A 26870-nucleotide genomic window follows, 5' to 3' on the forward strand; every position below is an offset into this window, starting at 1 on the left:
TCCATTACGACCTAAACGTTTTCACCTGAGAGAAAAAACGATTGGTGAATTGCCAAATAGTGATTTTTTCTAGGTTATTGGGATCAAAACCAAATAGTAGTCTTGTACTGTTTTTGTATGAAGGTATCAGTTTCCAATATTATTAAATGACACTGAACCAATAGGAACCCTTATGGTCTAAAGCCTGATCACAAGACAAGACATAACAATAGGCAATAAATTGATTGACCAAAATGTGTTTTTCATGAATGAAGAAAGGATCACTCACACAAAATACCCAATTCCGGAAAATAATGTAAGCCTATCGACAATTTGGATTCAACTAACTGTATAGTTACATTTGAATAGAACCAATCTTTCCTAAGATGAAAAAGAACATCATTATAGTCCTACTTGCACTCATTACGGTATTTTTTGTTGTCCTTTCTAATATCAAAGCAGAAGAAGCAGATAAGTATAAAACTATGGCAGAAGCCAATCTAAAATTAGCCAAACAAAGTGAACAAAAGGCTCTAGAGCAGGAGGAGTTGGCTACAATGAAAGCGGCAGAAGCCCGGGTAGAAGCCAGAAGAGCAGAGGAAGCCGTTAGAAAAGCAGAAAAGGCCTTGTTGGAATGCCAGGGTAAATAGCCAAAAACCTGAATAAAAAGCAGGAATCGAAATGATCTGCATCAGGGCACTGCAATTAAGAGTACAGAGTCTTCAATCAAACTAGATGGGCTTCTATATTTGCCCACCTAAACATATCTGCCATGAAGTACTTTGTTATCCTAATTCTGATCGCAAAGACTGTCACTCACCTGAGCGCACAATCTGACCAATCCCTGTTCAACAACCACTCTGGGCACCATGACTGGGCCTACTCTGGCCAATACGGACCCGATCACTGGGCCGAACTGGATCCCGAATACCGTGATTGCAATGGTGATTTACAGTCTCCTATAGACTTGGTTCATGCGGTTTGCCAAGCCAAAAAAGTAGACATTCAGTTTCACTACCACCCCTTCTTCGTAGACCTCATCAACAACGGTCATACCCTCATCGAAAAGGTAGTGGAACCAAAAGCGCTGGAGCTAGATGGTGAAACCTACACCCTGCTCCAGTTTCATTTTCACACCCCGTCGGAGCATCATGTGGATCATAAGAAATATCCCATGGAGATTCACTTTGTGCACCAAAACCAGGCTGGAGACTATGCTGTCATAGCGGTATTAGTTGAATACGGTATTAGAGCCAACCCTTTTCTGGCTCACTTTATGAAATCGCTCCCCACACATGTACACGAAGAAAGACGCTCGCACGAAAAAGCCGATCCCATGGAGGCATTGCCGCGCAACAATCACAAGTTCTTTTACTACAAAGGCTCGCTGACTACCCCTCCCTGCTCTCAAAATGTAAGCTGGGTGGTGATGGAAAAACCTGTTCAGGCCACTGAGATTCAGATCGCTCAAATACATAACATCCTCTATGATGACAATCGTCCCATACAAGACTCACATAATCGGGTGGTATATCTGGCGGATTATTAGGCCTTTTGGGCCCTAGGTCCTAATTTGACTACCTCCAGATCGCTGATCTTGGCCTTTTCGATGGTAAAACGCAATAGGGTTCGCTCCTTGTGAAATCCATGTCTGCCTGCAGCACCCGGATTCATAAAGAGCGTGCCTTTGTGTTTGGGGTCGTGCATCACGGTCAGGATGTGAGAATGACCACAGATGAATAGATCGGGCCTCAGCTTCTGAATCAAGGGGCGCACTCTCGGATTGTAGCGTGGCGCTTTACCTCCGATATGCGTCATCCAGACCTTCACTCCTTCACAGTCGAAACGTTGATCCTCAGGAAACAACTGACGCACATCCTGGCCATCAATATTTCCATAAACGCCAAGGATGGGTTTGAAAGCTCCCAACTCCTCGATCAATGCGGCCGTACCTACATCGCCTGCATGCCAGATCTGATCCACCTCAGCGAAGTAGTCAAAGACTTTAGGATCCAAAAAACCATGCGTATCAGAGATCAGTCCTATGCGCATCAGGATATCACTTTGGTGTGAGTAGAATTGACAAACAGGATATCACCTACTTCGTCAAACCCTTCAAACAACTCCTCTCCACGCTGCTTCACAGCCTCTGATCTAAACCCAATAATCGTCAAATCGGCATCTTTTGAATATTCGTTGATCAGCTGCTTGTTGCTACGCTCTTCTTCTCTTTCGATGATGTTGACGTTGTTGGCAGAGATGGGCAGACGACCAGATTTGATCAAATCCAACAGTTCTTTCTTCTCTTCCTGGACTTCAGATTTTGGCACGATGGCAGAGATCTTGATCTCAGCCTTCTTCCACTGCGGGTGCCCCAAAATCACGTAACCTAGCAAGATCATCAAATTAGAATTCAAAAAATCCGATGGGGTAATCCAGATATGGATTTCTCGTTTCACCTCTAGTCCCCGATCGCTACTCGCCAATATACAGGTATCAAATCCCGAAGTTCTGACCATGGAATAGTTGTCCATGATCTCTTCCAGATTGCCTGGTTTGGCTTTAGAATATTCGAATAGGATCATGTTGTTATCCTTGCCCGAAACACTCGGCAACTGCAGCGTCTGAGCAATAGCAGTGGTATATGATGGCGACACCAGGGTATCCACATACACATTGCTATTGGAAATGTCTGCAACACGAATCAGTCTCTCCAGCTCGCTGCGTGACTGCTCGTAAGTTTCTTTGGAAAAATAGCCTTTGATGAAGTGCAAATAAGTACCGAAACCATAGCGATGCGAAATCCATCGCATGAGCTCGAAGGCCGCAGGACGCTCAAAGGCATCACCCGAAATACAAATCACCGAAGGTCTCCAGTTTTGATCATCCTTCTCCGCCTTTTGGATAAAGACCTGAATCTGTCGGATCAGCTGAAAGATCACTCCCTGAAAGATATTGGCCATCCCTGCATTGTCCTTGTTGTAGCGAGACAGACCGAAGTAGATCAGCACCATGATCAGTAAAGAGAAAAAGGCATAAGCCGGATCCATCTTGAAGACCAAAAACAAACACATGATCGCGCCTAGCAGCGAGATGAACCACTTAGACCTGAAAGCAGGACGATACGAAGGATCCGCCGCAAAATGCTGAAAGAAAGAGATTGTACAAATCGCCCCATAGGTCACCATGAAAAACATGGAGATCACCTTTGCTACCGAGTCAATATCTCCTAGCGAAACAAAAAACAAGGCAATACCAATGGTCACCAAAGTGGCATTGATCGGTTCATTGCTACTCTTTTTCCCTTTGGACAGAAACATGTTCAATTTCAAAGAAGGGAATATTTTGTCTCCAGCCAGCGCCTGCAAGGTACGTGGTGCTACCATGATCGATCCCAAAGCAGATGAAATCGTGGCTGCTGCCAAACCTATCGGGATGATGGGTCCCCATAGCGCAATATCAGACATGATCAACGGATTGCTGACCAAATCCTCTGGACTGGCATTGGTGGCCAACTTGTAGGCGATAAAAACATAGATCACCATGCCAATCAAGGTCGCAGACACCGTCCCCATAGGGATAGATTTTTTGGGATCTTTTAGGTCTCCTGACAATCCCACCCCTGCTGTCATGCCCGTAAAAGCCGGGAAAATAATCGCAAACACTAGAAAGAAATCATCATTAGAAGGCACATGAGCCAGCATATCGAACTCCTGCAAATTGGCCTGATAATCGGTGCTGCCCATAAAAAACATGACCAGTGAGACGAACAAAGTGAACACCACCACATAGAGTGCTTTCATCCCCAGGTCAGCCCCCTTAGTCAACATGAGTATGCTTAATAATATCATAGCGGGGACACTTATCATCCTCTTGTCCGAAATGTAAATCCCATGGCTGTCTGCCAACCAGGCAATCACCGGATCAAAAGCCTCGGCAAAGGCGATGACATAGAATGCCACGCTGATGGCCTGAGACAAATACAAGGCCACACCAATCGCCGCTCCTATGTTGATACCAAAGGATCGGGACATGATGTAATACTCTCCTCCTCCTTCTACCTTTTGGTTGGTGGCGATCTCGGCGATGGACATGGAGGTGGGTATCGTGACCAGATGGCCAATGAATACAATGGCCAATGTTCCCAAGAATCCTACACTGCCTACAGCATAGCCGAATCGCAAAAACATCACTGCACCCAGAATAGTAGATATAGCGGTAAAGAATACCGGAAGGGTCCCAAAATTAGCTTTGGGTTTTAATAATTCGCTCATCTTTTCAGTTTCAGTCGTTTGAATGATCGGCCTGAGCTTACGAATAGCTCAAACTCCTCTTTGGCCTCATGATACAGCATAGCCATTTGCTGGTTGGTCGGGATCGCTTCCTTGTTGAGCCTGGTACCGTCCATGCGGTACAGATTGGCACTGGAGTTTTGCTGATCCACCACTATGATGATCTTATTGTCCTCACTAAAGCTATAGAATTGATAAGTCAATTGCTGACTTTCAGAGTCTATTATGAACATTGGCTCCAAATCCTCGTCAAAGAATTCCACTTTGTCTTCTTTGTTCCTTACCACGACAAAGTTTTCACCGTCGTTAGAGCTTACCAATTCGAAATTCTCGTTGGGACTTCCTTTTAGCAGTTGCTTTTTGCGTGTGATCTCTCCGAGTAGATTGAAAACTACCAACTCGCCATTGCTGGTCATGGCTGCCAGCTCGGTGGTCTGTGGAGTCGCACCACGCTCAATGTGCAGCGGACTGGTAATGGACGCCTTCAGATCGATAGGAAATCCTTTCCTAGGCTCGGCATTTCTCTGTAGCCCATAGGCAATCCCATCCTCCTGCAAGAAGATCATATAGTCGTTGGTCTTCACCCTGAGGTGCTGACCACCCATGGCAGGCTCATTTTTCAACTTCAAAGGATTCCATCCTTTCAGCTCCTTGCCTGCCTTGTTGGTCATGTAGTAGAATCCCTTTTCTGCCGCTACCATGATGCGGTAATTCTTAGAGTTGTCATAGTCGATCAGACTCAAGAACTTCACCTTTTCGCTGGTCTTCACCTTTTGGGGATAGCCTGGGATGTAGGTACCGGTTCGGTCGATGATGTGCACCTGATGATCCGTAGCAAAGAGGTACTGCAACTTCCCATTTTTGTAATAATCCACCTGATAGATCGGGCTCGCAATTTGACCCTTCAGCGGAATCTTGAGTACGACCTCATTGGTAGACGAAATCAAACTCAACTGATGCGAAGAGTCCTGAACCATCATTTCCAGGGTTCGGTCGTTGTGGTTCTTGACAGCAAAAGGCTTGGAAGACAGCACATGTTCAAAATTGACTTCCCCCTGACTCGCCAGTTTTTGTGGCTTCTGAGCCTCCATGAGTTTACCCGGATGGCTTATATGCAGATTGGTATAGAACTTATTGTCTACTGCGGTGAACTGCAAAACGCCATATTCGAGCTGTTTCATCACCGATTTGTGCTCCTCGATGTATTGGCTCCAGTGGCTATTGAGGGTCTGACCAATCAGACTCCACAGTCCTGCGGATTTGATGTAGACACTCAGGTTGGCATCATCGTTGGTCGACTCCAGAAAGTTGAAAGTCTTGATGGACTTGCGCCAGGTATCTTCCGTGTCTATGTCGTCGATCAGCACCTCCAGTGCATGCTGGGTATTGCCGATGAAAACAAAATCTCGATTCACAAAATAGTAGCTGGTCTCGAATCCATCGAACACATCGCCAAAGATTCTCCCGGGCAGTTCGTCCAGTAGGATTTCGCCTATCCGTCTATTGGCATAGGTCTCGTGATAGAATGTCGTATCAGGATTGGAATCACGGGCCAGCTCTTCCATGTAGTTTTCGGCTCTGATCACATCCTTGTGCCGGATGCAAAAGATCTTCTCACGATCCAGGTTTCTCTTCGACTCCAATACAAACAAGCCAATCTCCCCTCCCACGAAATCGTAGAATTTGTCGACATCAAAGCGATATCGGTTTTCGATCTCCCCTAAACGGGTCAACTGCGATGGTTGATGCTCGCGCCAGTATTCTTTCAGGCCTGCGTGCCACTTGCGCACATCATCGAAAGAAGCATGAATCACCAGACCTGAATGATCCGGAATCACATTTTTCATCTCAAAACCCGCACTCTTCACTCCTATGAAAGAGGACAGGTAATTGACCTTGGCCGTATCGATGTAGGAAAAGCCGTTGAAGCTAATGTCATCGTTGCCTATGTTCAGATCCATGTGAATCAAGTCAGTAATCAGCTCCAGGTTGCTCCCCTTGACATCTACCGGATCCACAAAGTGGTGAATGAACTTCTGTAGCTCGGGCATATTGACATAGAGTCGTCCCTCGCCCACGGGAGTTTGCTGACTGGTCGACTCTATCGCCAGGTTTTTGGTATAGGGATTTTGCTTGCCCTTCTCCAGGCTTCTAATGGCATCATCCACCAGAAAGGGAGTAAAGCTAAAAATGAGATAGTTGCGATAAAAGATGTAGGCGATGCGTGTCCCGGCCTTGTTGAACTCCGTGATCGTGTAGCCCTCGTATACTCTTTGGGTCTCCGAAAAGCCCTCCACGTCCTTGAGATATTTGACCACCTGAGCCAGAAAGTCGTGCTTTTTCAGTGCTGACACCTCCAGAATGTAGAGGTTGGCCAGGGCTTCTTTGGAGCCCTGATGGACGGAGATCAAAAGGTCATTTGCCTCGATGGTGCGGTTGACACTGAAACCCCCACCGACCAGCGAGTCCAGCGAATCGAGACTCTCTCCGATTTGCTTCAGCTCAGGTAGGGATTTGAGGTTTTTGAGGATCTTTCTTTCCTCATCTCCAGACAGCAATTGGGCCCACTGGGTAGGCTGAAAGACCATGATCGAGCTCTGCGGAACAAAAGACCATCGGTTGATGCTGGAGTATTTCCAGTGAAAATAGAAATAGATGCCCCCACCTACCAACACTAACAATACAGGAATTAAAATCAGGCTTCTTTTCACACTAGTAGTTTTCTTCAATCCAAATAGACAGACCGATGCAAATTATTCAGAGGGGAATACTTATCCAATTTTTGTGAACTATGATTCCGCAGCTTATCCAACTTTCTTCCCAGCCATCCCAATCATCCGATTCCCCACCTAAAACACGACCCGACCCACCTCCGAAACGAATCATGTCAGTTCGGAGCTAACTGCACTCACCTCAAAGATGACTGCAGTCGGTAAAAAGACGAGTCGAGTCACCAAAAACATGAGTCGAGTCACTTCAAAGGTGAGACTAGTCAGTTCTGAGGCGACTGCAGTCAGCAAAAAGGTGACTCTTTTCATCTTTGAAGTGGCAGGGGGTACTTATATAAGTGGGTAGGGGGCATAGGTATGTGGGGGTACCCACTTCGGAGGTGGGGTATCCGATCCCTCCCGCAGGTTCTCCTAACCTGTGGGACCAGTGAAACCTAGGACTTTGTCCGTATCACTTGTACTTCGCACTAGCCAAGTTGCCACCATTCACCGGCACAGCTCCATCTACGGCGGACAGGCCTCCGTCCCATAGTGATTACAGGTTCGGAGAACCTGCAATTGTTAATTATATTGCATTTAAAAAATGGATAATTGTAAGATTTAAGATGATAACCAACTTTCTGAATAAGTTCTTTTTTGGAGATCTATATGAAATCTCGATTCCTATTTCAAACAGTATGATCGAAGAATTAATATCAAAAAGAAACTCTCTAATTGATATGGAATTTTCAAACGAAGAAATTGAGAACCTTCCCTTCAGAAAAGATTTAAGTATTTGGAGGAATAAAAATTTATTCGATAAGGGTTCAAGCTTTATTCTACGAAACATTAAAGACTCCTATACATCTTATAGGTACCATAGACCTCCTTTTTTCAACGGTAGGGTGACAAATAACAACCGTCTGGAAGGCAAAATAAAAGTATCCATCATTTTCTATCTAAGATTTATTTTCCACTCATTGTTTTCCGTAATCTTTGGAGTTTCACTCTTTATTTTGAATCAAAATTCTATGGACACAAAAATAATTGCATTACTTATTTTAAGTGGATTGGTATTATTTATGACATTATATAGTTCAATAGATGTATATAAGGAAGCTAGCGAATTGTCGCGCAGAATCCTTCAACTCTCTGGCGAATAAATTGGAATATTCCACCTGAAGCAGGCAACCCTATGGAACCAATAACACCTCCCTCTCCCGCAGGTTCTCCGAACCTGTGGAACCAATGACACCAAGGACTCTGTCCGCTTTCTTTCCTCTGACATCCTATCGAGCTACCACTATTTACGGGCACAGCCCTCCGTCCCATAGTCATTACAGGTTCGGAGAACCTGCAATAGTTCCTAAGGTTATTATTAACTTTAGATAATTGCCAATCGACTATGAGTACCAACTATCGAATCACTGACCAAAGCAGACCTCACTTCTTAACCCTCACATTGGTAGAATGGGTTGACCTTTTCACTAGAGAGAAATACAAAGAAATCATAATGGATAGCCTTCGTTTTTGCATTGAAGAAAAGGGATTGGTTTTGTATGCCTATGTGATCATGAGCAATCATGTTCATCTGATCGTTCGATCTAAAAATGAAGAACTTTCAAGTACCATCCGTGATTTGAAAAGATATACATCCAAAATGATTTTTGAACAATTGAGTAAGGACTCAAATGAAAGCAGGAAAAATTGGCTTCTCTGGATATTCAAATCTCAAGGAGCAAAAAGCAATAGCAATCGAAATTTCAAAGTTTGGCAACATGAGAACCATCCAGTTATTCTAGATAGCAATTCAATACAAGATCAAAAACTAAATTACATACACTTAAACCCAGTCCGGGCTGGTATCTGTAGATCGCCAGAAGACTACGTTTATTCCAGCGCGGATGCCTATGCTGGTGGAACACCCACAATACCGATAGAATTCATTCAATAATAACTCCTCCCGCAGGTTCTCCCTGTCCTCCGGAAGGCGGGCGAACCTGTGGAACCAATGATTCCACGGACTCTGTCCGCTTTCTTTCCACTGACAACCAACCCACCTAATACCACTTCTGCTCTTCGGGATTGCAAATATGGAACAGCCTAGCAACTAAAAAATTTCAAATCATTTATGGAATCATTGAGGTTCATGCATCTCAAATAGAAAAGATCATGAAATACCTTATACTAATCGCACTTTTATTCACATATCCATCCTTCTCCCAATCTTTCACCGAAAGAGATATCAAAACAAAAATCGAAGAGGTTACCATTTTTGTACAAGGTGGTCAGGTTACTCGAACCGGAAATCTAGATATCCCAAAAGGAAAATCAATTCTTCTTGCGAAATCCCTTTCCCCACACATTGATGAGAAGAGTATACAAGTAAAAGCAATTGGTGACTTTACGATTCTATCAGTAAATCATAAGTTGAACTATCTCAATACGCTAAAAAAGGAAAAGAAAATTGACAGTTTAATTAACCAAATTGAAAACCTAGAATTAAAAATTTCGAAAGCTGAATCCAGACTTCAAATTCTTAGCGAAAAACAGAGTTTACTTGATGCAAATAAAAACTTGGGTGGAGAAACTGCCGGTGTTTCTTTATCTCAAATGAAACAAGCTATCGAGTTTTATGATCAGGAACTTACGCAAATCAAAACGGAAGAGATTCAAACTGGACTAAAAATCAGGAAACTGGAAGAGCAAAAATCGAGGATCGAACAAGAAATCTCTCTTGTTAGGGATAAAAATGAGCTACCTACTAGCCAAATTGAAATAAGAGTCGATAGTAAAAACAAAACCCATGGGAAGTTTGAAATCACCTATCTGGTTGCCAATATAGGTTGGTATCCCAAATACGATATTAGGGTAGAGAATGTGGAGAAACCATTGGTAATAAATTACAAAGCAGAAATCTACCAAAACACAGGGATCGATTGGAATAATGTAAAGTTGAAACTATCGAATGGAGATCCTAATCAAAGCGGGTTAGCTCCAGAACTAGAAACCTGGTATCTAAACTATGCACGTAATACCATCGTCAACCGTAGTAATTACGGAAAGATAACCCAATCCGTTAGAAATATGACGGGCCAAATTCTAGATGAAAATGGCCAGGCTCTCCCTGGTGCAAGCATTCAAGTAAAGGGAACTACCATTGGAACAATTTCGGATATTGACGGCAACTACTCCTTAGTCTTACCGAATGGGGCAACTCATTTGACTGTTTCATTCCTTGGATATTCAAGTCAAGTCATCCCGATAACATCGCAAAACATCACTACTCGTCTCGAACCCGATTTGCAGTCATTAGAAGAAGTGGTTGTCATAGGCTATGGCTCAAGTAATAAATTAAGAGGAAAAATAGCAGGGGTTGGTATAGGAGGCAACTCCAATTTGTCCAAAGAAGCTAAAATCATCACCACTACAACTATAGAAAACCAAACCACTGTAGAATTTGAAGTAGATGAACCTTACTCCATCAAGTCAAATGGTGAGTCACTTTCAGTGGACTTAAACAGTTTCGAAATTGAAACAGTATACGAATATTATGCAGTACCCAAACTCGATAAAGATGCTTTCCTAATAGCCAGGATAGTCAATTGGGATCAATACAATCTGCTTGAAGGTGAAGCAAATTTATATTTTGAAGACGCCTATGTAGGTCGGTCTATTCTGGATGCTCGATCCTTGGAAGACACCTTAAACATTTCCCTGGGCAGAGACAAAAGCATCGTAATTGGTCGTGAAAAAGTTGACGAATTTAGCAAAAGAAGAACCTTGGCCACTAACAAAATGGAAAGCCGAGGCTATAGAATTATCGCTAGAAACAAAAAAAGCCAAAGGATCAATTTGACACTTTTCGATCAGATTCCGGTTTCAGCAATCAGCGACATTTCAGTAACACCCACTGAACTTTCAAACGGAATCCTAGAAGAAAAAACAGGAGAGGTATCATGGCAACTCGAACTACAACCCCAGGAACAAAGGAAGTTGAATTTGAACTATGAAGTAAAGTACCCGAAATACGAAAAAATAATCCTCGAGTAAAACCAAAAAAGCACCTCATCGGGTGCTTTCATCAACAGTAGTTTCAACTATGCCAGGATGAGAGCGCCCGCTCAAAGGCATCTCATCCCGCATAGAAGAAAACTTGACAGAAAATAAACTTCCAGACGCATGCTCATGAGCCATTCCATAACAGACTGACCATAGATCGCTCAGAGCAAACTCTCGAAGCATTTACTTTTAACCCGCTTTTGACAAGCAGGATTTATTCGTTCAATAGTCAGTAAGTCTACTGGAGTTGGAATCATATAAACCAACCCCATAGTCTACCAACCAGGGTTTCTGGAATTTTCATCCAGCATAAATAAATGAAGGGATACAGGTACAAACTATCAAACCTGCTCCCGATTGATTGGACTTAGTCCACGTTATCGTGCAAAAACTTGTTCCCGCCCAGTTGCTGATCTTCATTCAGATTGTACTTGGACACGAAGCTTTCTGAAGAAAGCGGAACGTTCTTCAAATCCACCTTTTTGCGCTGATAAGCTGGCACATCAAACTTCTCTTTGTACGAAGAAGCATCATATCCATCCGAATCGCTGTTGAGGTTATTGAGCTTTTGTCTGCGCTGCTCTGACTGCTCCATCAACATGATTTTGCGTGAAGGTGGATGCGCCATGCCATCCAGCTCTTCTAGCGGCTCATCCAGTGGATCGTTGTTTTTTTGTGATTCCAAAAAGATGTTTCTCATCTCCAGATCAAAATCATCGTTTTGGTGGTGATCTGCCGCAGGACGATCAAATGACTTATGGAAAGTCTCCCGGTCATTCTCTCTTGGCTCTGGCTTCTCAAATTGGAAAGATTTCATCTTCAACTGAAAATCCTCTTCCAGCTTCTGCTCACGGCTTTTTTCTCTTGCCTCTTGTGAGAACAATTCGAACTGCGCGCGAGTCTTATCTCTTTCGAGTTCATAGACTTTTTTGTCTATATCCTCTTCTTCCTCCTGAACAGGCGCCTGATTGATCGGGGCTGTATTAGGGTTGGTGTTTTCCTTTACCGTATTAGGGATGGCAGGCTCCTGAACATCCGCTCTGTCAAAACCAGTAGCGATGATCGTAACTCGGATACCCTCACCCAATTCAGAATCCACACCATGACCAAAGATCACTTCTGCATCATCGCCAGCGATGTCCTGCATAAATTCGGTAATCTCGTTCAACTCGTCCATCTTCAACTCGGCCTGATCGCCGGAAATGATAGACAAGAGGATCTTTTCTGCACCCTGAATATTTTGGTTGTTGAGCAATGGAGAGTTGATCGCCTCTTCGATCGCACGAATAGCTCTGTTTTCTCCAGAGGTCTCTGATGAGCCCATTACAGCTCCACCACTGTCCTTCATTACTGTCTTCACATCCTCAAAATCGACGTTGACATAGCCTGGTACAGTGATGATCTCTGCGATACCCTTGGCCGCAGTGGTCAATACATTGTCGGCCTGAGCGAAAGCCTGATTCAAGGACAGATTACCAAAAGTCTCCAGCAACTTGTCGTTGAGAATGACCAGTACAGTATCACAGTTGTTTTTCAGTGATTCTACGCCGGCCATGGCCTGACGCATTTTCTTCTTCCCTTCGAATTTGAAAGGAACAGTCACGATGCCCACTGTCAGGATGCCCAGCTCTTTGGCTACCTGAGCGATGACTGGAGCCGCACCTGTACCGGTACCTCCACCCATACCTGCAGTGATGAAGACCATCTTAGTGTCCTCATTCAGCATGTTTCTAATTTCTTCTTTGTTTTCCAGTGCGGCGTTCTTTCCTTTTTCAGGATTCGCCCCCGCTCCCAAACCTTCTGTGAGGTTGACTCCTATCTGGAGTTTGTTCGGAATGGCACTAACGTTGAGCGCTTGTGAGTCCGTATTACATACGATGAACTCCACTCCCGTGATGCCCTGGTTATACATGTGGTTGACGGCATTGCTACCGCCCCCTCCTACACCGATCACCTTGATGATCGACTTGTGATGCGTAGGCAAATCAAATTTAATACTACCTTCTGTCATGTCTGTTATGTTTAATTCTGTCAAAAATTAATTATCAATTTGACCCAAAGAGCGAAGACAAAATGTTGAGCCTATTGTCAGCGCTCTCGTCTCTCGACGAATGGGACATTTATTTCCTTTCTTCAAAGTCATCGATCAGGATGCCTTTCGTCTTCTCAAGAATCTTCTTGAAAATACTGTCAGAGCCATCACCCAGATGCTTACCTCGTTTGTCATAGTTCTTGATGCCAGCTTCAGTGGTCAGGAATCTATTGTCTCTATCGTCCAGCGCCTTGTATCCGCAAAGTACGAGACCAACAGATGTCGCATACATTGGGCTTTTCACGCTCTCGATCTTGCTCTTACCTAAGTGCTCGTTAGGGAAGCCAATACGTGCATCCAATCCAGTCATGTACTCGAACAACTGCTTGATAGACACGAGCTGCGAACCACCTCCGGTGATCACAATCCCGCCAGCCAGTTTGTTTTCATAGCCACTGGTAATAATCTTGGTATGCACCATCTCGATGATTTCTTCCATACGCGCTTCGATGATGCGCGCCAGATTCTTAACCGAGATCTCCTTTGGATCGCGGTTTTTCAGACCTGGGATAGAAACCACTTCATTTTCGTTGGCCATTTCGCTCAGGGCTTGACCAAACTTTGTCTTTAAGATCTCCGCCTGATGATTCAGTACATTGCAGCCATCCTTGATGTCCGACGTAATGATGTTGCCTCCGAATGGTATCACAGAGGTATGGCGAATGATGTTTTCGTGGAAGATCGCGATGTCTGTAGTACCGCCTCCAATATCCACCAGGCAAACACCGGCTTCTTTTTCTTCGTCGCTTAGCACAGATAGACTAGATGCCAATGGCTCCAGTACCAGATTGTCAATCTCCAGTCCGGCTCTCTGCACGCACTTGTTGATGTTCTGGATCGCGTTAGTCTGCGCTGTGATCACATGAAAATCTGCCTCCAATCGAACGCCAGACATTCCTACTGGGTCTTTGATTCCTTCTTCATAGTCTACGATATAGTCCTGCGGCATCACATGGATGATCTCGCTCCCTGGTGGAATCACGATCTTGTACATGTCATTGATCAGTCTATTTACATCCTCGATCGTGATCTCATCGTCAGACGTGTGTCTGATGATCGACCCATGATGTACCGAGCTGCGGATATGCTGACCTGCTATCCCCACGTTTACCACGCGGATATCAATACCTGATTGCTCCTCAGCCTCAGATACTGCCTTTCGGATCGCATTGATGGTCTTGTCGATGTTGGTCACAATCCCGCGGATCACTCCATCAGAGACTGCCTTGCCCATGCCCAAAACCTCGAGCTTGCCGAACTCATTTTTTCGTCCTACAATGGCACAAATCTTAGTTGTACCAATGTCAAGACCTACGATAATGTCGTTGTTTTCCATACCATTTATTATTTACAGACTATTTGATCTTTGTATTTCAAATTCACAGTTTCATAAGTATTCCAACCCTTGTAAGGCAAAATCTCCTTGTAAAAGGTCTTCAGTCTCATGAACTTACTTTCAATATTTTCCGCCGGACCGAACTCCACCAACTGCTTTGTCACTTGAGGGAATAGTTCTATGTCCATATCCTTTTTGATGCGCATTCCCGCGATTTGGGATTGCCAAAATTTATCCTCCACGATGAAGCTGAGCAGCTCGAATACCTGCTCGCCACCTTTGGCATCTTTGATATCGTACTCTGGCAGCCAAAACTCATCTTCCAGCTCGATCAACACCACACGTGCCGTATAGTGCTCCGACTCAGGCAGCACATCTCCTTTGGTCCCGATGTAGAGATCCTTTCCATTGGGATTGATCACACGCGCAATCGGACGATTCTGCTTCACGTCGATCGACAACTTGCCATTCAGGTCAAGATAAGCCTGAGCATCCTCCACAAACTGATGGCTCTCGATACGCTGCTCTAGCTCTTTCAGATCCAAAGCTCCCATGTCACTGGCTAGCAAATAGTCCTTACCACGTTCGTTGATCAGATCCAGCACATCCTGCTGATCGATGAAGTAGTTGTGAAACTGGTTGTCGACAGAGATGATCACATCGCTGATGTACCTGTCCTGATGACGTGCAGAACTGAAGCCAATGATGACCAACAGCCCCATTCCGATCAGGCCATACTTAAATGATTTCCATATTTTCAAGATCCACTTCATGCCAACAACTTCTCTTTAATAGGTTGAACCAAAGTATCTATATCTCCCGCCCCTACTGTCAACAACAGCTCTGGGCGCTTGTTATCAAAGTATTGCAACACATCGTCCTTCACATAAGAAAGTACTTCTGTGTTTTCAATTTTCTCCTTTATGACTGCTGAAGTCACTCCCTCGATCGGCAGCTCCCGTGCTGGATAGATATCCAATAGCAACACACGATCTGCCAAAGACAGACTCTCTGCAAATCCATCCATAAAGTCCCTCGTCCTGCTGAACAAATGCGGTTGAAAAATCACTGTCATTTCCTTCTCAGGATAGATCGCCCTTACCGATTTCAGCAGGGCATTGATTTCCTCTGGGTGGTGCGCATAATCATCGATAAACACCATGTCCTCCGACTTGATGATGTATTCGAATCTTCGCTTCACCCCTTTGTAGCTGGCCAAAGCCTGCTGTACTTTTTCATTTTCCTTTTCGAATGGCAACACCGTGGACAAAGCAGCAATGGCATTCGAAACATTGTGAAAGCCCGACATGGATAGCTTGAGCCCATCCACTTTTCGATCCTCGCTGATATAGTCGAAGCAAAAGTCTCCCTGATCTATCGTTAGATTGCTCGCCTGTATGTCTCCGGTTTTCAATCCATAAGTCTGGATGGTCAAACCCTCTTGTTCTTTCAGGTCCAGGTCTTTTGCGACTTTATCTTCCAAGAACAGTTTGCCATCTTTCTTGATATTCTGAATGAAAGCCTTGAAAGAATCTTTCAGGGCATCCCTGTCGCCATAGATATCCAAGTGATCTGCATCTGTCGCGGTGATGATCGCCACATCTGGATGCAAAGTCAGGAATGAGCGGTCGAATTCATCAGCTTCTACGACCATCACATCATCATTCTGCCCAATCAAAAGATTAGAGTCGTAGTTGCTCATGATACCACCGACAAAAGCAGAACAATCCACTCCCATGGCCTTGAGCAAATGCGCAACCATAGATGAAGTAGTCGTCTTGCCGTGCGTACCCGCCACTGCGATGGTGAATTTCGATTGGGTCAACATCCCCAGCACCTGCGAGCGCTTGTATATCTCATAGCCTTCGGACTGAAAATAATTCAGCTCCTTCAAGTCTTTTGGGACAGCAGGGGTGTAGATGATCAAACTGCCTTGCTTATCCTCCTGCACACGATCAGATATCAGTGACACATCATCCTGATAATGAATCGCAATTCCTTCCTCTTCCAATCGCCTGGTAAGGACGGTCGAAGTGCGGTCATAGCCAGACACGGCATAGCCATTGGCATGAAACCATCTCGCAATGGCGCTCATACCGATGCCCCCGATACCGAGGAAATAAACGCTATGTACTTCTTCTAATCTCATTTTTCGATCAGTGCTATCACTTCGTTAGCTATATCTTTAGCCGCATTGGGTTTCCCCAATGGCTTCAAATTCTCTTTCAATAATTCCTGACGCTGCCCGTCCATGAGCAGCAGGATTGATTCCTTCACCAGATGCTCCGGTGCTTCTGAATCAGACACATGCTCAGCCGCCTCTTTGGACACCATCGCCATGGCATTTTTCGTTTGGTGATCCTCGGCCACATTCGGTGACGGAACAAAAATCACTGGCTTGCCCACCAGACTCAATTCAGAGATTGAGGAAGCGCCCGCTCTCGAAATGATCACGTCCGCAGCTGCATAAGCCAGATCCATCTCCTTGATGAATGGTAATACTTTTAGACTCTTCGAATCAATGTCCTTGGTGCGCTCCATCATCTCATCGATGTAGAATTTTCCGGTTTGCCACAGGACTTGTATGCCTTCGTTGACCAATCTCTCAGCTCCTTCGGCAATCGCATTGTTGATGGTGCGAGCACCGAGACTACCTCCTATGATCAAAAGCGTTTTCTTATCAGCACTCAAACCAAAATGCTTCAGTGCCTCTGTACGCTTGCCCTCTGTAGACAGAATATCCGTTCTAACCGGGTTACCCGTCATCACGATTCTATCTTTAGGGAAGAAACGCTCCATATTTTCGTAGGCCACACAGACCTTATCTACTTTCTTGGCTAGCAGTCTGTTGGTCAGACCTGCAAATCCATTTTGCTCCTGAATCAAAGTCGGAATGCCTTTTTTGGTCGCCGCATGAAGCAGCGGTCCACTCGCATAGCCACCCACACCGATCACTACATCTGGCTTGAACTGCTTCAGTAGTTTGAAAGCCTTCGCCACACTGAAAAGCACTTTAAAAGGAAACATGAGGTTGCTCAGCTTTAGGCTTCTTTGCAGACCGCTGATTCTGAGACCTACGATCTTATAACCTGCCTCAGGCACTTTTTCCATCTCCATTTTCCCCTTCGCTCCGACGAACAAAAACTCCGTATCCGGATGCATTTCCTTCAGTGCGTTGGCAATGGATATCGCCGGATAGATATGTCCTCCGGTTCCTCCACCACTGATCATGATACGATATGTTCTTTTCTTCTCACTCATTGTGCTAGTTCCAGCTTATCCTCTCTCACTTGATTGCCTTGCGGCGTTCCTATTTCTTCTATTTCTCCTCTGCTCACACTCAGTATGATTCCAATGGCCACTCCTACAAAAAGCTGAGATGTCCCCCCCATACTTACCAGAGGAAGTGTCAAACCTGTAATCGGCACCAATCCCACTGCCACTCCCATATTGACCAGTGCTTGCAGTACCAGTGCGAAACTGAGTCCAGCCGCCAGTAGGCCTCCATAGGTTCGCTCACTTGTCGCTACTATCCGCATGCCTCTATAGAGCAAGGCCAGATACAAAAACAGTACAAGTGCCCCTCCTAGCATCCCATACTCCTCCACGATGATGGCGAAGATGAAATCCGAATAGGGATGAGGAAGAAAATTCTTTTGTTGACTCTTACCAGGCGCAAAGCGAACCAAGCCACCATTCGCTATGGCGATATAAGACTGCTCTGCCTGGAAGGGAATGTCATCCTCCGAAAGGAATGATTCGATACGACTGACCGCCGTACTTCCCCTTTGTCCAATGGCCAGGGCTGTGGCTCCCGCCAATATCCCTACCAGCACCAACATAGCGAGGTACTTCACCGGCACACGACCGATGAACATCACCACCATACAAGTAGTAAAAATCAAAGCTGCACTGGATAGGTTGGTCATGGCAATCAAACCACAGATCACTCCGATCCACAACAGCATAGGAATCAGCGATTCCTTAATGTCTTCAATGTTTTCCTGTCTCTTAGCCAGCATAGCAGCCAGTGTAACGATCAAGGCAAACTTGGCCAAATCAGAAGGCTGGAAGGCCTGATTGATGAATGGGACAGTGATCCATCGTGAGGCCTCATTGATGTTCATCCCGAATTTCCAGGTCACGAAAAGCAAAGGCACGGAGATGAAGAGGGCCAAACGGCTCAATTTTGCATAGTACCGGTAATCGATCTTATGCGCTACCCACATCGCTCCCCAACTTAGAAGTACCAAGGAAGAATGCTTCAACAGATAATGCTCTGTATCTCCCTTCATATTGTTATAAGCCAAAGTACCAGTAGCGCTGTAAACCACCATAATACTTAACACAGACAAAATGATAACGATCGTCCAGATTACCGGATCGCCCTTCAGATTTTTATTCAACCAAAGCTTTATTCCATTCATATCTGCTTCATTTTAGGTTGAACATCCTTTAATTCCTTCACTGCCGCCTTGAACTGATCCCCTCGGTCCTCGTAGTTCTTGAATAGATCGAAACTGGCACAGGCCGGTGAAAGTAAAACCACATCGCCTTCCTGCGCATGTTCAAAAGCAGCCTTCACTGCTTCCGCTGCTGACAGGGTTTCAGTAAGCACTGATACATCTCCGGAAAACTCATCCTTCAGATGTGCGTTATCCTTGCCCATACAAATGAGCGTATGAACTTTCTGCTGTACCAGTGCTTTAATTTGACTATAATCGTTGCCCTTATTCACTCCTCCTGCGATCCAAACGATAGGTGCCTCGATGGCATCCAAAGCATAGAATACAGCATCCACATTAGTGGCCTTGGAGTCGTTGATAAAGGTGATATCATTAACCACACCGGCATTTTCCAGCCGGTGAGCGGCATTTTTAAATGACCCGAGTGCATTGATGATTTCAGGGAAGGAAACGCCTACTTCCAGAGCAGCCAGGATGGCCGCCATCTGATTGTAGTGGTTATGCTTTCCAATCAAAGGCAAGTAGCCTGTCGGTATCACTTCTATTTCTTTTTCTGTATCGAGGATCAAACAATCCGCCTCGCTAAAGGCACCATGGCCCAGCACTCTACCCTGAACAGAGACAGGTTGAATTCGAGCAGGTGAAGATTGTGCGCCTTTCACTACCCATGAGTCGTCCTGATTCAGGATAATCAAATCGCTCTCGCCCATATTTTCGAACAGACGATACTTGGCAGCTGCATATTCAGCCATTTGGTAGTTGTAGCGATCCAGATGATCTGGCGTGATGTTGAGTAATACAGCTACATCTGGCTTGAAGGTATCAATGTCATCCAACTGAAAACTGCTCAATTCCAAAACGATGATATCATGCGCAGCGCCACTTGCCAACAAGTCGGATAGGCTATTGCCTACATTGCCTGCTGAGGCAGCGTTCAATCCAGCTGACTTCAAAATATGTGTCGTCAGAAGTGTGGTAGTCGTTTTACCATTAGATCCAGTGATCCCGATCAACTTCGCCCCTGTATATCTACTGGCGAATTCAATCTCAGAAATCACGGGAACACTTGCTGCCTTGATTTCTTTGATAATCGCTGCGCTATTCGGAATTCCTGGGCTTTTCACAACTTCCTTATATGCTACGATTTTGTCCAGGCTATGACCTCCCTCTTCGAAGGCTACTCCTAGTTTCGTCAACTCGTCTTTTTTGGCCTCTGCAATAGCCGATCCGTCAGACAAAAACACAGACAATCCCTGCTTTACTGCCAGACGCACCGCACCCATGCCGCTTTCGCCGCTTCCCAGTACTGCTACGCTATGTAAGTCTTGCTTGCTCAATTATCTTAGTTTCAATGTTGCCAATGTCACAATCGCCAATAAAATGGCAGTCGTCCAAAATCGAGTCACAATTTTCGTTTCGTGAATCCCCTTCTTTTGGTAATGGTGGTGAAGAGGTGCCATCAAAAAGATGCGCTTGCCTTCACCGTATTTCTTCTTCGTGTATTTAAAATAGCTCACCTGTATGATGACAGAGAGATTTTCTATCACAAAGACCCCGCACAAAATCGGAATCAATAATTCTTTTCTGATCAAAAAGGCCATCACGGCAATCACACCTCCCAGTGCCAAACTGCCCGTGTCTCCCATGAAAACCTGGGCTGGATAAGAATTGTACCAGAGGAAGCCAATACAAGCTCCCACAAAGGCCAAAGCAAAAATTACCGTCTCACCCGATCCTGGGATGTACATGATATTAAGGTAATCCGCGAAGATGACGTTACCCGATACATAGGCCAAAATCGCCAGAGTAATCCCGATAATCGCCGAGGTACCTGCCGCCAATCCATCCAGACCGTCGGTGATATTGGCACCATTCGATACGGCTGTCACGATGAAAATCACCACCAGCACATAAAGCACATCTGTGAACTGATCGAGAAAATCTGGTAGCAACCACTCGTAATCGAACTCATTGTCCTTGACAAATGGAATGGTCGTAATGGTGCTTTGCTGGTCTTCGTAGTCTGCAAAACGCTGCTCAAACTCCATGGTGTGGTCTTTGGCGTTCGGAAAATATCGCACATCTACCTCATCGTTGGTCACCATAGTGACACCTACCACCAATCCAATGGCTACCTGCCCAACAATCTTGAATTTGCCAGAAAGGCCTTCTTTATTCTTCTTTTTGATCTTGAGATAATCATCCAAAAATCCTATTAGTGCCATCCAAATCGCAGTAATCACCAACAGGATCACATAGACGTTGTCCAGTTTAGCGACAAGCAAAGTAGGAATGACAATCGCAGCTATGATCATGATCCCACCCATCGTAGGCGTACCTTTCTTTTCGAGCTGCCCCTGCAGTCCCAAATCACGAATGGTCTCACCCATCTGCTGTCTCTGTAGCATCTCGATGATTCGCTTTCCGAAAAAGATGGTAATCAACAAGGACAATGCAATGGCCAATCCAGCACGAAACGATATGTACTGAAAGACCTGCGCACCTGCCAGGTTGAATTCATTTTCCAGATAATCAAATAGATAATACAGCATTCTCTAATCTTTGAATAATTCTAACATCTCCTTGAGCACGGCACGATCATCAAAATCATGTCTTACTCCATTAATCTCCTGATAAGTCTCATGGCCTTTTCCAGCCACCAGAATTATATCCTCATCATTGGCCAATGAGCAGGCCGTTTTAATTGCCTCTCTTCGGTCTCTGATGATTAAAGTCTTTTTGACCATGCTTGGCCCGATCCCGCCCATCATCTCCTTGATGATCGTATCTGGATTCTCTGTTCTGGGATTGTCGTCGGTGAATATCACCTTGTCGCTCCACTTAGCCGCGATGGAAGCCATCACTGGGCGCTTGTCCTTGTCGCGATCCCCACCACAGCCTACTACCGTGATTACTTTTTCATTTCCAGACCGGAAACTGTCGATGGTCTGCAGCACGTTTTCCAGCGCATCGGGTGTGTGGGCATAGTCCACAATCGCTCGCACATTACTGTCTGCATTGACCGACTCGAAGCGTCCAGGAGCAGTCTCTATCCCCGAGAGCATCAACAGCACCTCCTCTACATCCTGCTCCAGGATATCTGCCACTGCATAGGCAGCCAACAGATTGTATGCATTGAATGCTCCAATCAATCGGAACCAAACACTGCGTCCGTTGATATCCAGCTCCAATCCCTGGTAGCTATTGGTAATGATCTTGGCCTTGTAGTCTGTCATGAACTTCAACCCAAAAGCCAGCTGACGTGCCCTGGTGTTCTGTAGCATGACCTGACCTCTTTTGTCATCCATATTGACCAGCGCAAAAGCTGAGGATGGCAAGCCGTCAAATAATTTCTTTTTCGCCTTGATATAATTATCAAAGGTCTCGTGGTAGTCCAGGTGATCGTGGCTGATATTCATGAACACGGCACCTGTATACTGTAGCCCGGCGATTCTCCCCTGATCGATCGCATGAGAACTCACTTCCATGAAAGCATACTCACATTTCTGCTTGACCATCTCGCTCAACAAGGCATTGAGGCTGATCTGATCTGGAGTCGTATGCGTAGAAGGAATCACCTCATCGTTGATCTTGTTCTGCACCGTAGAAAGCAAGCCCACATTGTAGCCCAGAGACCTGAACAGGCTGTAAAGCAGCGTTACTGTGGTCGTCTTGCCATTGGTACCGGTGATACCTACCAATTTGATTTTCTTAGATGGATTGTCGAAAAAGTTAGAAGCAATCACACCCAAAGCAGCAGCAGAATCTCCCGTCTCAACGAAAGTCACATGAATATCCGGCAAGAGCGGCATTTCCTCACAGACTACAGCGACTGCACCACTTTTGATGGCCTTCTCGATGTAGTCATGTCCATCTACCTGCGTGCCTTTGACCGCCACGAACAAGCTGCCTTTTTGAACCTTTCTGGAATCAAAACATACGTCTACCACTTCTATCCCGGTGTTGCCCGAAACAGAGGTCAGCTTTACGTTATACAATATGTCTTTGAGTGTCTTCACTTATCCCAGATCTAATTCAATTTTCAATTGCCCGTCGATTTTCACACCAGGCAAAACCGACTGTTGCTTCACTCTACCCAATCCTGAGTAGCTCACTTTAATATTTTTGTTTTCCAGAATGAACAAGGCATCCCTCAGGGTCATCCCTCTCACATCTGGCACCACCATATCGTGAAATTTCATTGGCTTCCAGGCGATGGAATTATTGGCAATGCTCGCTTTGGTCCATGTCGTTTCACCCTTCACATAGTTGGAGATCCCGAACTCATTGCAGATTTCTTTCAACTCGTCCTGGTTGCCCGCCTGAATCACAGGAAAAATGCCTGCCATTACTTCCTTGCCCTCAAATGGGTTGTTCAACTCCATATCCAGTGCATATATCTTGTCCGCGATATTTTTGAACACTGGAGCCGCTACATCGCTACCATAGATACGGTATCTCTTCGGGTTGTCTATAACCACAATGGCGCTATACTTAGGCTTCTCAGCTGGGAAGAACCCCGCAAAAGAAGTGTAGTACTTGTTGGTGTATTTACCATTTACCACATGTTTGGCAGTCCCGGTTTTACCCGCGATCTGGTAGTAAGAATCCTTGATGTTGCTGGCGGTACCACGCTGCACCACCCCTTTCAGCATTTCCTTCACCTTGACCAGTGTGATGTCCGAGCAGATTTTTTCATTGATCACTCGGGTTTCAAATTTCTTCACTGTCGCATCTGCATTCTTCACTTGCTTCACGATCATGGGTTGAATCATTTTACCATTGTTGGCGACCGCATTGTAGAGCGCGAGGGTTTGCAAGGGTGTCATGGTCAACTCATACCCATGTGACATCCAGGGCAATGAAACGCCCGACCATGTCGAATCCTCTGGTGTTTTGATGTAAGGCTTACCCTCTCCCACCATTTGAAATCCCAATGGTTTGGTCAGTCCCATTCTTTCCAGATGATCCGTAAATCTTTTTGGGTCATCTCCGAATTCATTCACGATCAATTTGGCGGTACCGATGTTGGATGATTTCTCGAACACCTGCTGAACGGACAGCATACCATATCCGCCTGGCTTGTGGTCTTTCATCACCTGATCGTAAAAGGCATATTCGCCATCTCCCGTATCGATGCTATCCAACAAGCTGATGCGAGATTCCTCGAAAAGCGCTATCATACTGGCCAGCTTGAAGGTCGATCCAGGCTCTCGTGATCCCTGACTGCCTACCGCGTAGTTGTAGCTCTCATAATATTCGCCACGGCTGTTTTTGCTCAGATTCGAAATCGCTTTGATCTCTCCAGTGGCCACTTCCATCACCACCACACAGCCATAATCCGCGTCGTTGGCATAGAGTGCCTTTACCAGCGCTGACTCAGCCACATCCTGCAGATCGACATTGATCGTCGACACGATGTCCAAACCATTTTGCGGTTTCACCTCCGTACCGTCAAAAACAGGCTTCCAGCTACCGCCAGAAAACTTCTGATAAAGTGCCTTTCCGTTGCGTCCTTGCAGATAATTATTGAAACTGTACTCTAATCCTACTACACCGCGGTTCTCTTCGTCAGTCGTACCAATTGTTCTATAGCCCAGATACGAAAAAGGGTGGAACCTCTCATCCACCTTCTCAAACAAAACCCCGCCTTCCATTCGACCCTCCCTAAAGAGTGGCCAAGTGCTCATTTCCTTTTTTGCCAGGTAATTGATCTTCTGCCTATTGAGCCGGAGATAGCGCCGGCCCTCCAGCCGGGCATTGTTGATTTTCCTTTTGTAATCCCTCGCCGACAAGTCTTTGAAATAGCGCGAAAGCAAATAGGACAAACTATCGATATTGGACTTGTACAAGTCTTCGGAAGCAATCGCTGGATCTATCGCCAACTTGTAAAAAGGCAGCGAAGTAGCCAACAAACTCTCGTTGTCTGAATAGATATTGCCTCGGGTCGCCTTGACATTGCGGTACTGCAGACCGATCGCTTCGGCCTTCTTCTTCCACTTGCCCCCATCCACAGTCTGGATTCGGACGATTTTGTAGAGCACCCCAAACGAAAAAATCAGGACGACTAAAAAAGCCAACCTGACCCTCAATAATATGGTCAATCGGTTATTCACTGGCTTTTACGACGATTTTGTAGGGTGGATCAATGGTTTCTTTCAATCCCAGTTTGGCCGCCTTCTTGGCCACCTCGGATTGTTTGCTGGTATACATATAGTCGGCCTTGAGCGTGGTATAGTCTGCACGCAAGTCCTCGACCTGTACTCTCAACTTAGATATTTTTCGGATGTTCTTTTCAGCAAAGTGTAGGTTGCCGATATAAATGATACAAAGCACCGTCACGTATAGAATCGGCATCAAAAACTGAATGGGCAGACCATTCTCAAAGAGTCTTTCTACATTGATAAAACTCTCTAGCAACGAAAAAAAGCTTCTCTTTCCTGTACGGGAAGAAGCGGGATTTTTGTAGGTATTAGAAGCCATTGCTATATTTTTTCTGCTATTCTTAGTTTGGCACTGCGTGCCCGGTTGTTTTCATTTATTTCTTCATCACTTGCTATGATCGGTTTTCTGGTGATGGACTGCAGTGGCTTGATCTGATTGCCGTACAGGTCCTTTTCTACCTCACCATAAAACTTCCCTTTGTTTATATAATTTTTGACCAATCTGTCCTCCAGCGAGTGGTAAGACATCACGACCAATTTTCCATTCTCTTTCAGCACCTCAGCACTTTGGACCAAAAACTCTTCGAGGGCTTTCAGCTCTTCGTTTACCTCGATTCGGATCGCCTGAAACACCTGAGCGAAATACTTGTTTTCTCTCCCTCTGGGTGCCAGCTTTCGGATCGCGTCCAAAAATTGCTCTATCGTCTCCAGCGGCTTTTGCCCTCTGGCTGTCACGATAGCAGCCGCTAGTGTCTTTGCGTTCTTCACCTCACCATACTGCCCGAGTATTTTGTGAAGCGCCTTTTCATCATAATCATTGAGAACCTCCCGAGCAGATATCGCTTGAGAAGTATCCATTCGCATATCCAATGGACCATCGAATCGGGTAGAAAACCCACGACCTGGCGTATTGATCTGATGAGACGAAATCCCCAGATCCGCCAATATCCCATCCACTTTCTTGACGCCATGTAGTCTGAGGTATTTTTTTAGGTATCTGAAGTTGGCCTGAACAAAAGTGAAAGAACGACTCTCTATATTATTAGCGTTTGCTTTGGCATCATCATCCTGATCAAAACCAAACAAGCGACCTTTTTCATCCAGATGTTTGAGAATCTCCTGGCTGTGTCCTCCGCCACCGAAAGTGACATCCACATAAACTCCGTCAGATTTAATATCCAACCCTTCGATACATTCTTGTAACATGACAGGGTTATGATACTCACTCATTCATCTAGGAATTTTTTAGCCAAATCTGAATACTCCTCACTGTCTTCGATCAAATACTCGTCGTACAATTTCGGATTCCAGATCTCCACGGTACTGCCTGTCCCTATCACGATGACGTTCTTTTCGAGCTTGGCATGTTCGATCCAGGCTTTCGGTATCAAAAAACGTCCTGCACTGTCTAGTTCTACGGGAGCAACACTGCGGAAAAAGTTTCTTTTCAATCTTCTTTGGGCGGCATCAAAATCACTTAGCGAAGCGAATTTGCTTTGGATTTTCTTGAACTCCATCATGGTGTAAACGACGAGGTTCGGATCGAACCCCTTCATTACAACTAGCTCATTGCCAGACACCTCGGGTAGATTAGCCTTGATCTTCGCAGGCAAGGCCAATCTACCCTTAGCATCCAACTTACACTCATATTCGCTTGTAAAAAAAGCCATAGAGTTATAGAAAAATATAAACCACCACTACAAACCTAAAACATATTTTCCACAAATCACCACTTTTCTACACTTTTCACCACAAACTACCAAAAAACCCC

Annotated in this window: 22 protein-coding genes; 5 read left to right on the plus strand and 17 right to left on the minus strand. The window is 45.2% G+C overall.

Annotation, left to right across the window (positions count from 1 at the left end; all coding sequences use genetic code 11):
• Window positions 1-365 precede the first annotated feature (365 nt).
• On the plus strand, window positions 366-629 hold the full coding sequence (locus N7U62_RS10600; protein ID WP_264137941.1) for a hypothetical protein: 264 nt from the start codon (window positions 366-368) through the stop codon (window positions 627-629).
• A gap of 122 nt (window positions 630-751) precedes the next feature.
• Window positions 752-1528 carry a carbonic anhydrase gene (locus tag N7U62_RS10605; RefSeq protein WP_264137942.1) on the plus strand — a complete coding sequence of 259 codons (777 nt, stop codon included), beginning with the start codon at window positions 752-754 and terminating at the stop codon, window positions 1526-1528.
• Here the strand turns inward: N7U62_RS10605 and N7U62_RS10610 are convergent.
• From N7U62_RS10610 to N7U62_RS10625, 4 genes are all read right to left on the minus strand, one after another.
• Complete coding sequence (locus tag N7U62_RS10610) at window positions 1525-2031, minus strand: metallophosphoesterase family protein (protein WP_264137943.1); 507 nt, start codon at window positions 2029-2031, stop codon at window positions 1525-1527. The two genes, N7U62_RS10605 and N7U62_RS10610, sit on opposite strands and share 4 nt — an antisense overlap.
• Complete coding sequence (locus N7U62_RS10615; protein ID WP_264137944.1) at window positions 2031-4253, minus strand: APC family permease; 2223 nt, start codon at window positions 4251-4253, stop codon at window positions 2031-2033. The genes N7U62_RS10610 and N7U62_RS10615 overlap by 1 nt, the downstream gene beginning before the upstream one ends.
• Window positions 4250-6982, minus strand: a complete 2733-nt coding sequence (locus N7U62_RS10620) for a hypothetical protein (RefSeq protein WP_264137945.1) — start codon at window positions 6980-6982, stop codon at window positions 4250-4252. The genes N7U62_RS10615 and N7U62_RS10620 overlap by 4 nt, the downstream gene beginning before the upstream one ends.
• Window positions 6983-7153: 171 nt before the next feature.
• The gene (locus N7U62_RS10625) at window positions 7154-7309 is read right to left on the minus strand and encodes a hypothetical protein (RefSeq protein WP_264137946.1); all 156 of its coding nucleotides are present in this window, start codon (window positions 7307-7309) and stop codon (window positions 7154-7156) included.
• 167 nt (window positions 7310-7476) lie between these two features.
• Here N7U62_RS10625 and N7U62_RS10630 point away from each other — a divergent pair, with 167 nt between their 5' ends.
• From N7U62_RS10630 to N7U62_RS10640, 3 genes are all read left to right on the plus strand, one after another.
• The gene (locus N7U62_RS10630) at window positions 7477-8142 is read left to right on the plus strand and encodes a hypothetical protein (protein ID WP_264137947.1); all 666 of its coding nucleotides are present in this window, start codon (window positions 7477-7479) and stop codon (window positions 8140-8142) included.
• A gap of 242 nt (window positions 8143-8384) precedes the next feature.
• Window positions 8385-8933, plus strand: coding sequence for an REP-associated tyrosine transposase (locus tag N7U62_RS10635; protein WP_264137948.1), 549 nt, complete (start codon window positions 8385-8387; stop codon window positions 8931-8933).
• A 218-nt stretch (window positions 8934-9151) separates the two neighbouring features.
• Window positions 9152-11032 carry a DUF4139 domain-containing protein gene (locus tag N7U62_RS10640; protein ID WP_264137949.1) on the plus strand — a complete coding sequence of 627 codons (1881 nt, stop codon included), beginning with the start codon at window positions 9152-9154 and terminating at the stop codon, window positions 11030-11032.
• Between the two features lie 376 nt (window positions 11033-11408).
• On the opposite strand, the gene ftsZ is transcribed toward N7U62_RS10640, so the two are convergent.
• The 13 genes from ftsZ to mraZ form a co-directional block, all read right to left on the minus strand.
• Entirely contained in the window at window positions 11409-13052 is a 1644-nt protein-coding gene (gene ftsZ, locus N7U62_RS10645) for a cell division protein FtsZ (RefSeq protein WP_264137950.1), read from the minus strand.
• A 109-nt stretch (window positions 13053-13161) separates the two neighbouring features.
• Window positions 13162-14469 carry a cell division protein FtsA gene (gene ftsA / locus N7U62_RS10650; RefSeq protein WP_264137951.1) on the minus strand — a complete coding sequence of 436 codons (1308 nt, stop codon included), beginning with the start codon at window positions 14467-14469 and terminating at the stop codon, window positions 13162-13164.
• Between the two features lie 8 nt (window positions 14470-14477).
• The gene (locus N7U62_RS10655; RefSeq protein ID WP_264137952.1) at window positions 14478-15242 is read right to left on the minus strand and encodes a cell division protein FtsQ/DivIB; all 765 of its coding nucleotides are present in this window, start codon (window positions 15240-15242) and stop codon (window positions 14478-14480) included.
• Window positions 15239-16618 (minus strand): UDP-N-acetylmuramate--L-alanine ligase, encoded by a 1380-nt coding sequence (murC, locus tag N7U62_RS10660; protein WP_264137953.1) that lies wholly within the window; start codon window positions 16616-16618, stop codon window positions 15239-15241. The genes N7U62_RS10655 and murC overlap by 4 nt, the downstream gene beginning before the upstream one ends.
• Entirely contained in the window at window positions 16615-17730 is a 1116-nt protein-coding gene (gene murG, locus N7U62_RS10665) for an undecaprenyldiphospho-muramoylpentapeptide beta-N-acetylglucosaminyltransferase (RefSeq protein WP_264137954.1), read from the minus strand. Before murG ends, murC begins: the two co-directional genes overlap by 4 nt.
• On the minus strand, window positions 17727-18896 hold the full coding sequence (locus tag N7U62_RS10670) for an FtsW/RodA/SpoVE family cell cycle protein (RefSeq protein WP_264137955.1): 1170 nt from the start codon (window positions 18894-18896) through the stop codon (window positions 17727-17729). The genes murG and N7U62_RS10670 overlap by 4 nt, the downstream gene beginning before the upstream one ends.
• Window positions 18893-20272, minus strand: a complete 1380-nt coding sequence (gene murD, locus N7U62_RS10675) for a UDP-N-acetylmuramoyl-L-alanine--D-glutamate ligase (protein ID WP_264137956.1) — start codon at window positions 20270-20272, stop codon at window positions 18893-18895. Before murD ends, N7U62_RS10670 begins: the two co-directional genes overlap by 4 nt.
• Window positions 20273-21487 carry a phospho-N-acetylmuramoyl-pentapeptide-transferase gene (mraY, locus tag N7U62_RS10680; RefSeq protein ID WP_264137957.1) on the minus strand — a complete coding sequence of 405 codons (1215 nt, stop codon included), beginning with the start codon at window positions 21485-21487 and terminating at the stop codon, window positions 20273-20275.
• Window positions 21488-21490: 3 nt separating this feature from the next.
• A complete protein-coding gene (locus N7U62_RS10685) occupies window positions 21491-22954 on the minus strand; it encodes a UDP-N-acetylmuramoyl-L-alanyl-D-glutamate--2,6-diaminopimelate ligase (protein ID WP_264137958.1) in 1464 nt (487 codons plus the stop codon).
• Window positions 22955-25039, minus strand: a complete 2085-nt coding sequence (locus N7U62_RS10690) for a PASTA domain-containing penicillin-binding protein (RefSeq protein ID WP_318840673.1) — start codon at window positions 25037-25039, stop codon at window positions 22955-22957.
• A gap of 4 nt (window positions 25040-25043) precedes the next feature.
• Entirely contained in the window at window positions 25044-25418 is a 375-nt protein-coding gene (locus tag N7U62_RS10695) for an FtsL-like putative cell division protein (protein WP_264137960.1), read from the minus strand.
• Between the two features lie 2 nt (window positions 25419-25420).
• Complete coding sequence (gene rsmH / locus N7U62_RS10700; RefSeq protein ID WP_264137961.1) at window positions 25421-26329, minus strand: 16S rRNA (cytosine(1402)-N(4))-methyltransferase RsmH; 909 nt, start codon at window positions 26327-26329, stop codon at window positions 25421-25423.
• Window positions 26326-26769 (minus strand): division/cell wall cluster transcriptional repressor MraZ, encoded by a 444-nt coding sequence (gene mraZ, locus N7U62_RS10705; protein WP_264137962.1) that lies wholly within the window; start codon window positions 26767-26769, stop codon window positions 26326-26328. The genes rsmH and mraZ overlap by 4 nt, the downstream gene beginning before the upstream one ends.
• Window positions 26770-26870 lie beyond the last annotated feature (101 nt).

It is taken from the genome of Reichenbachiella ulvae (genome assembly GCF_025833875.1).
Classification (GTDB): Bacteria; Bacteroidota; Bacteroidia; order Cytophagales; family Cyclobacteriaceae; genus Reichenbachiella; species Reichenbachiella ulvae.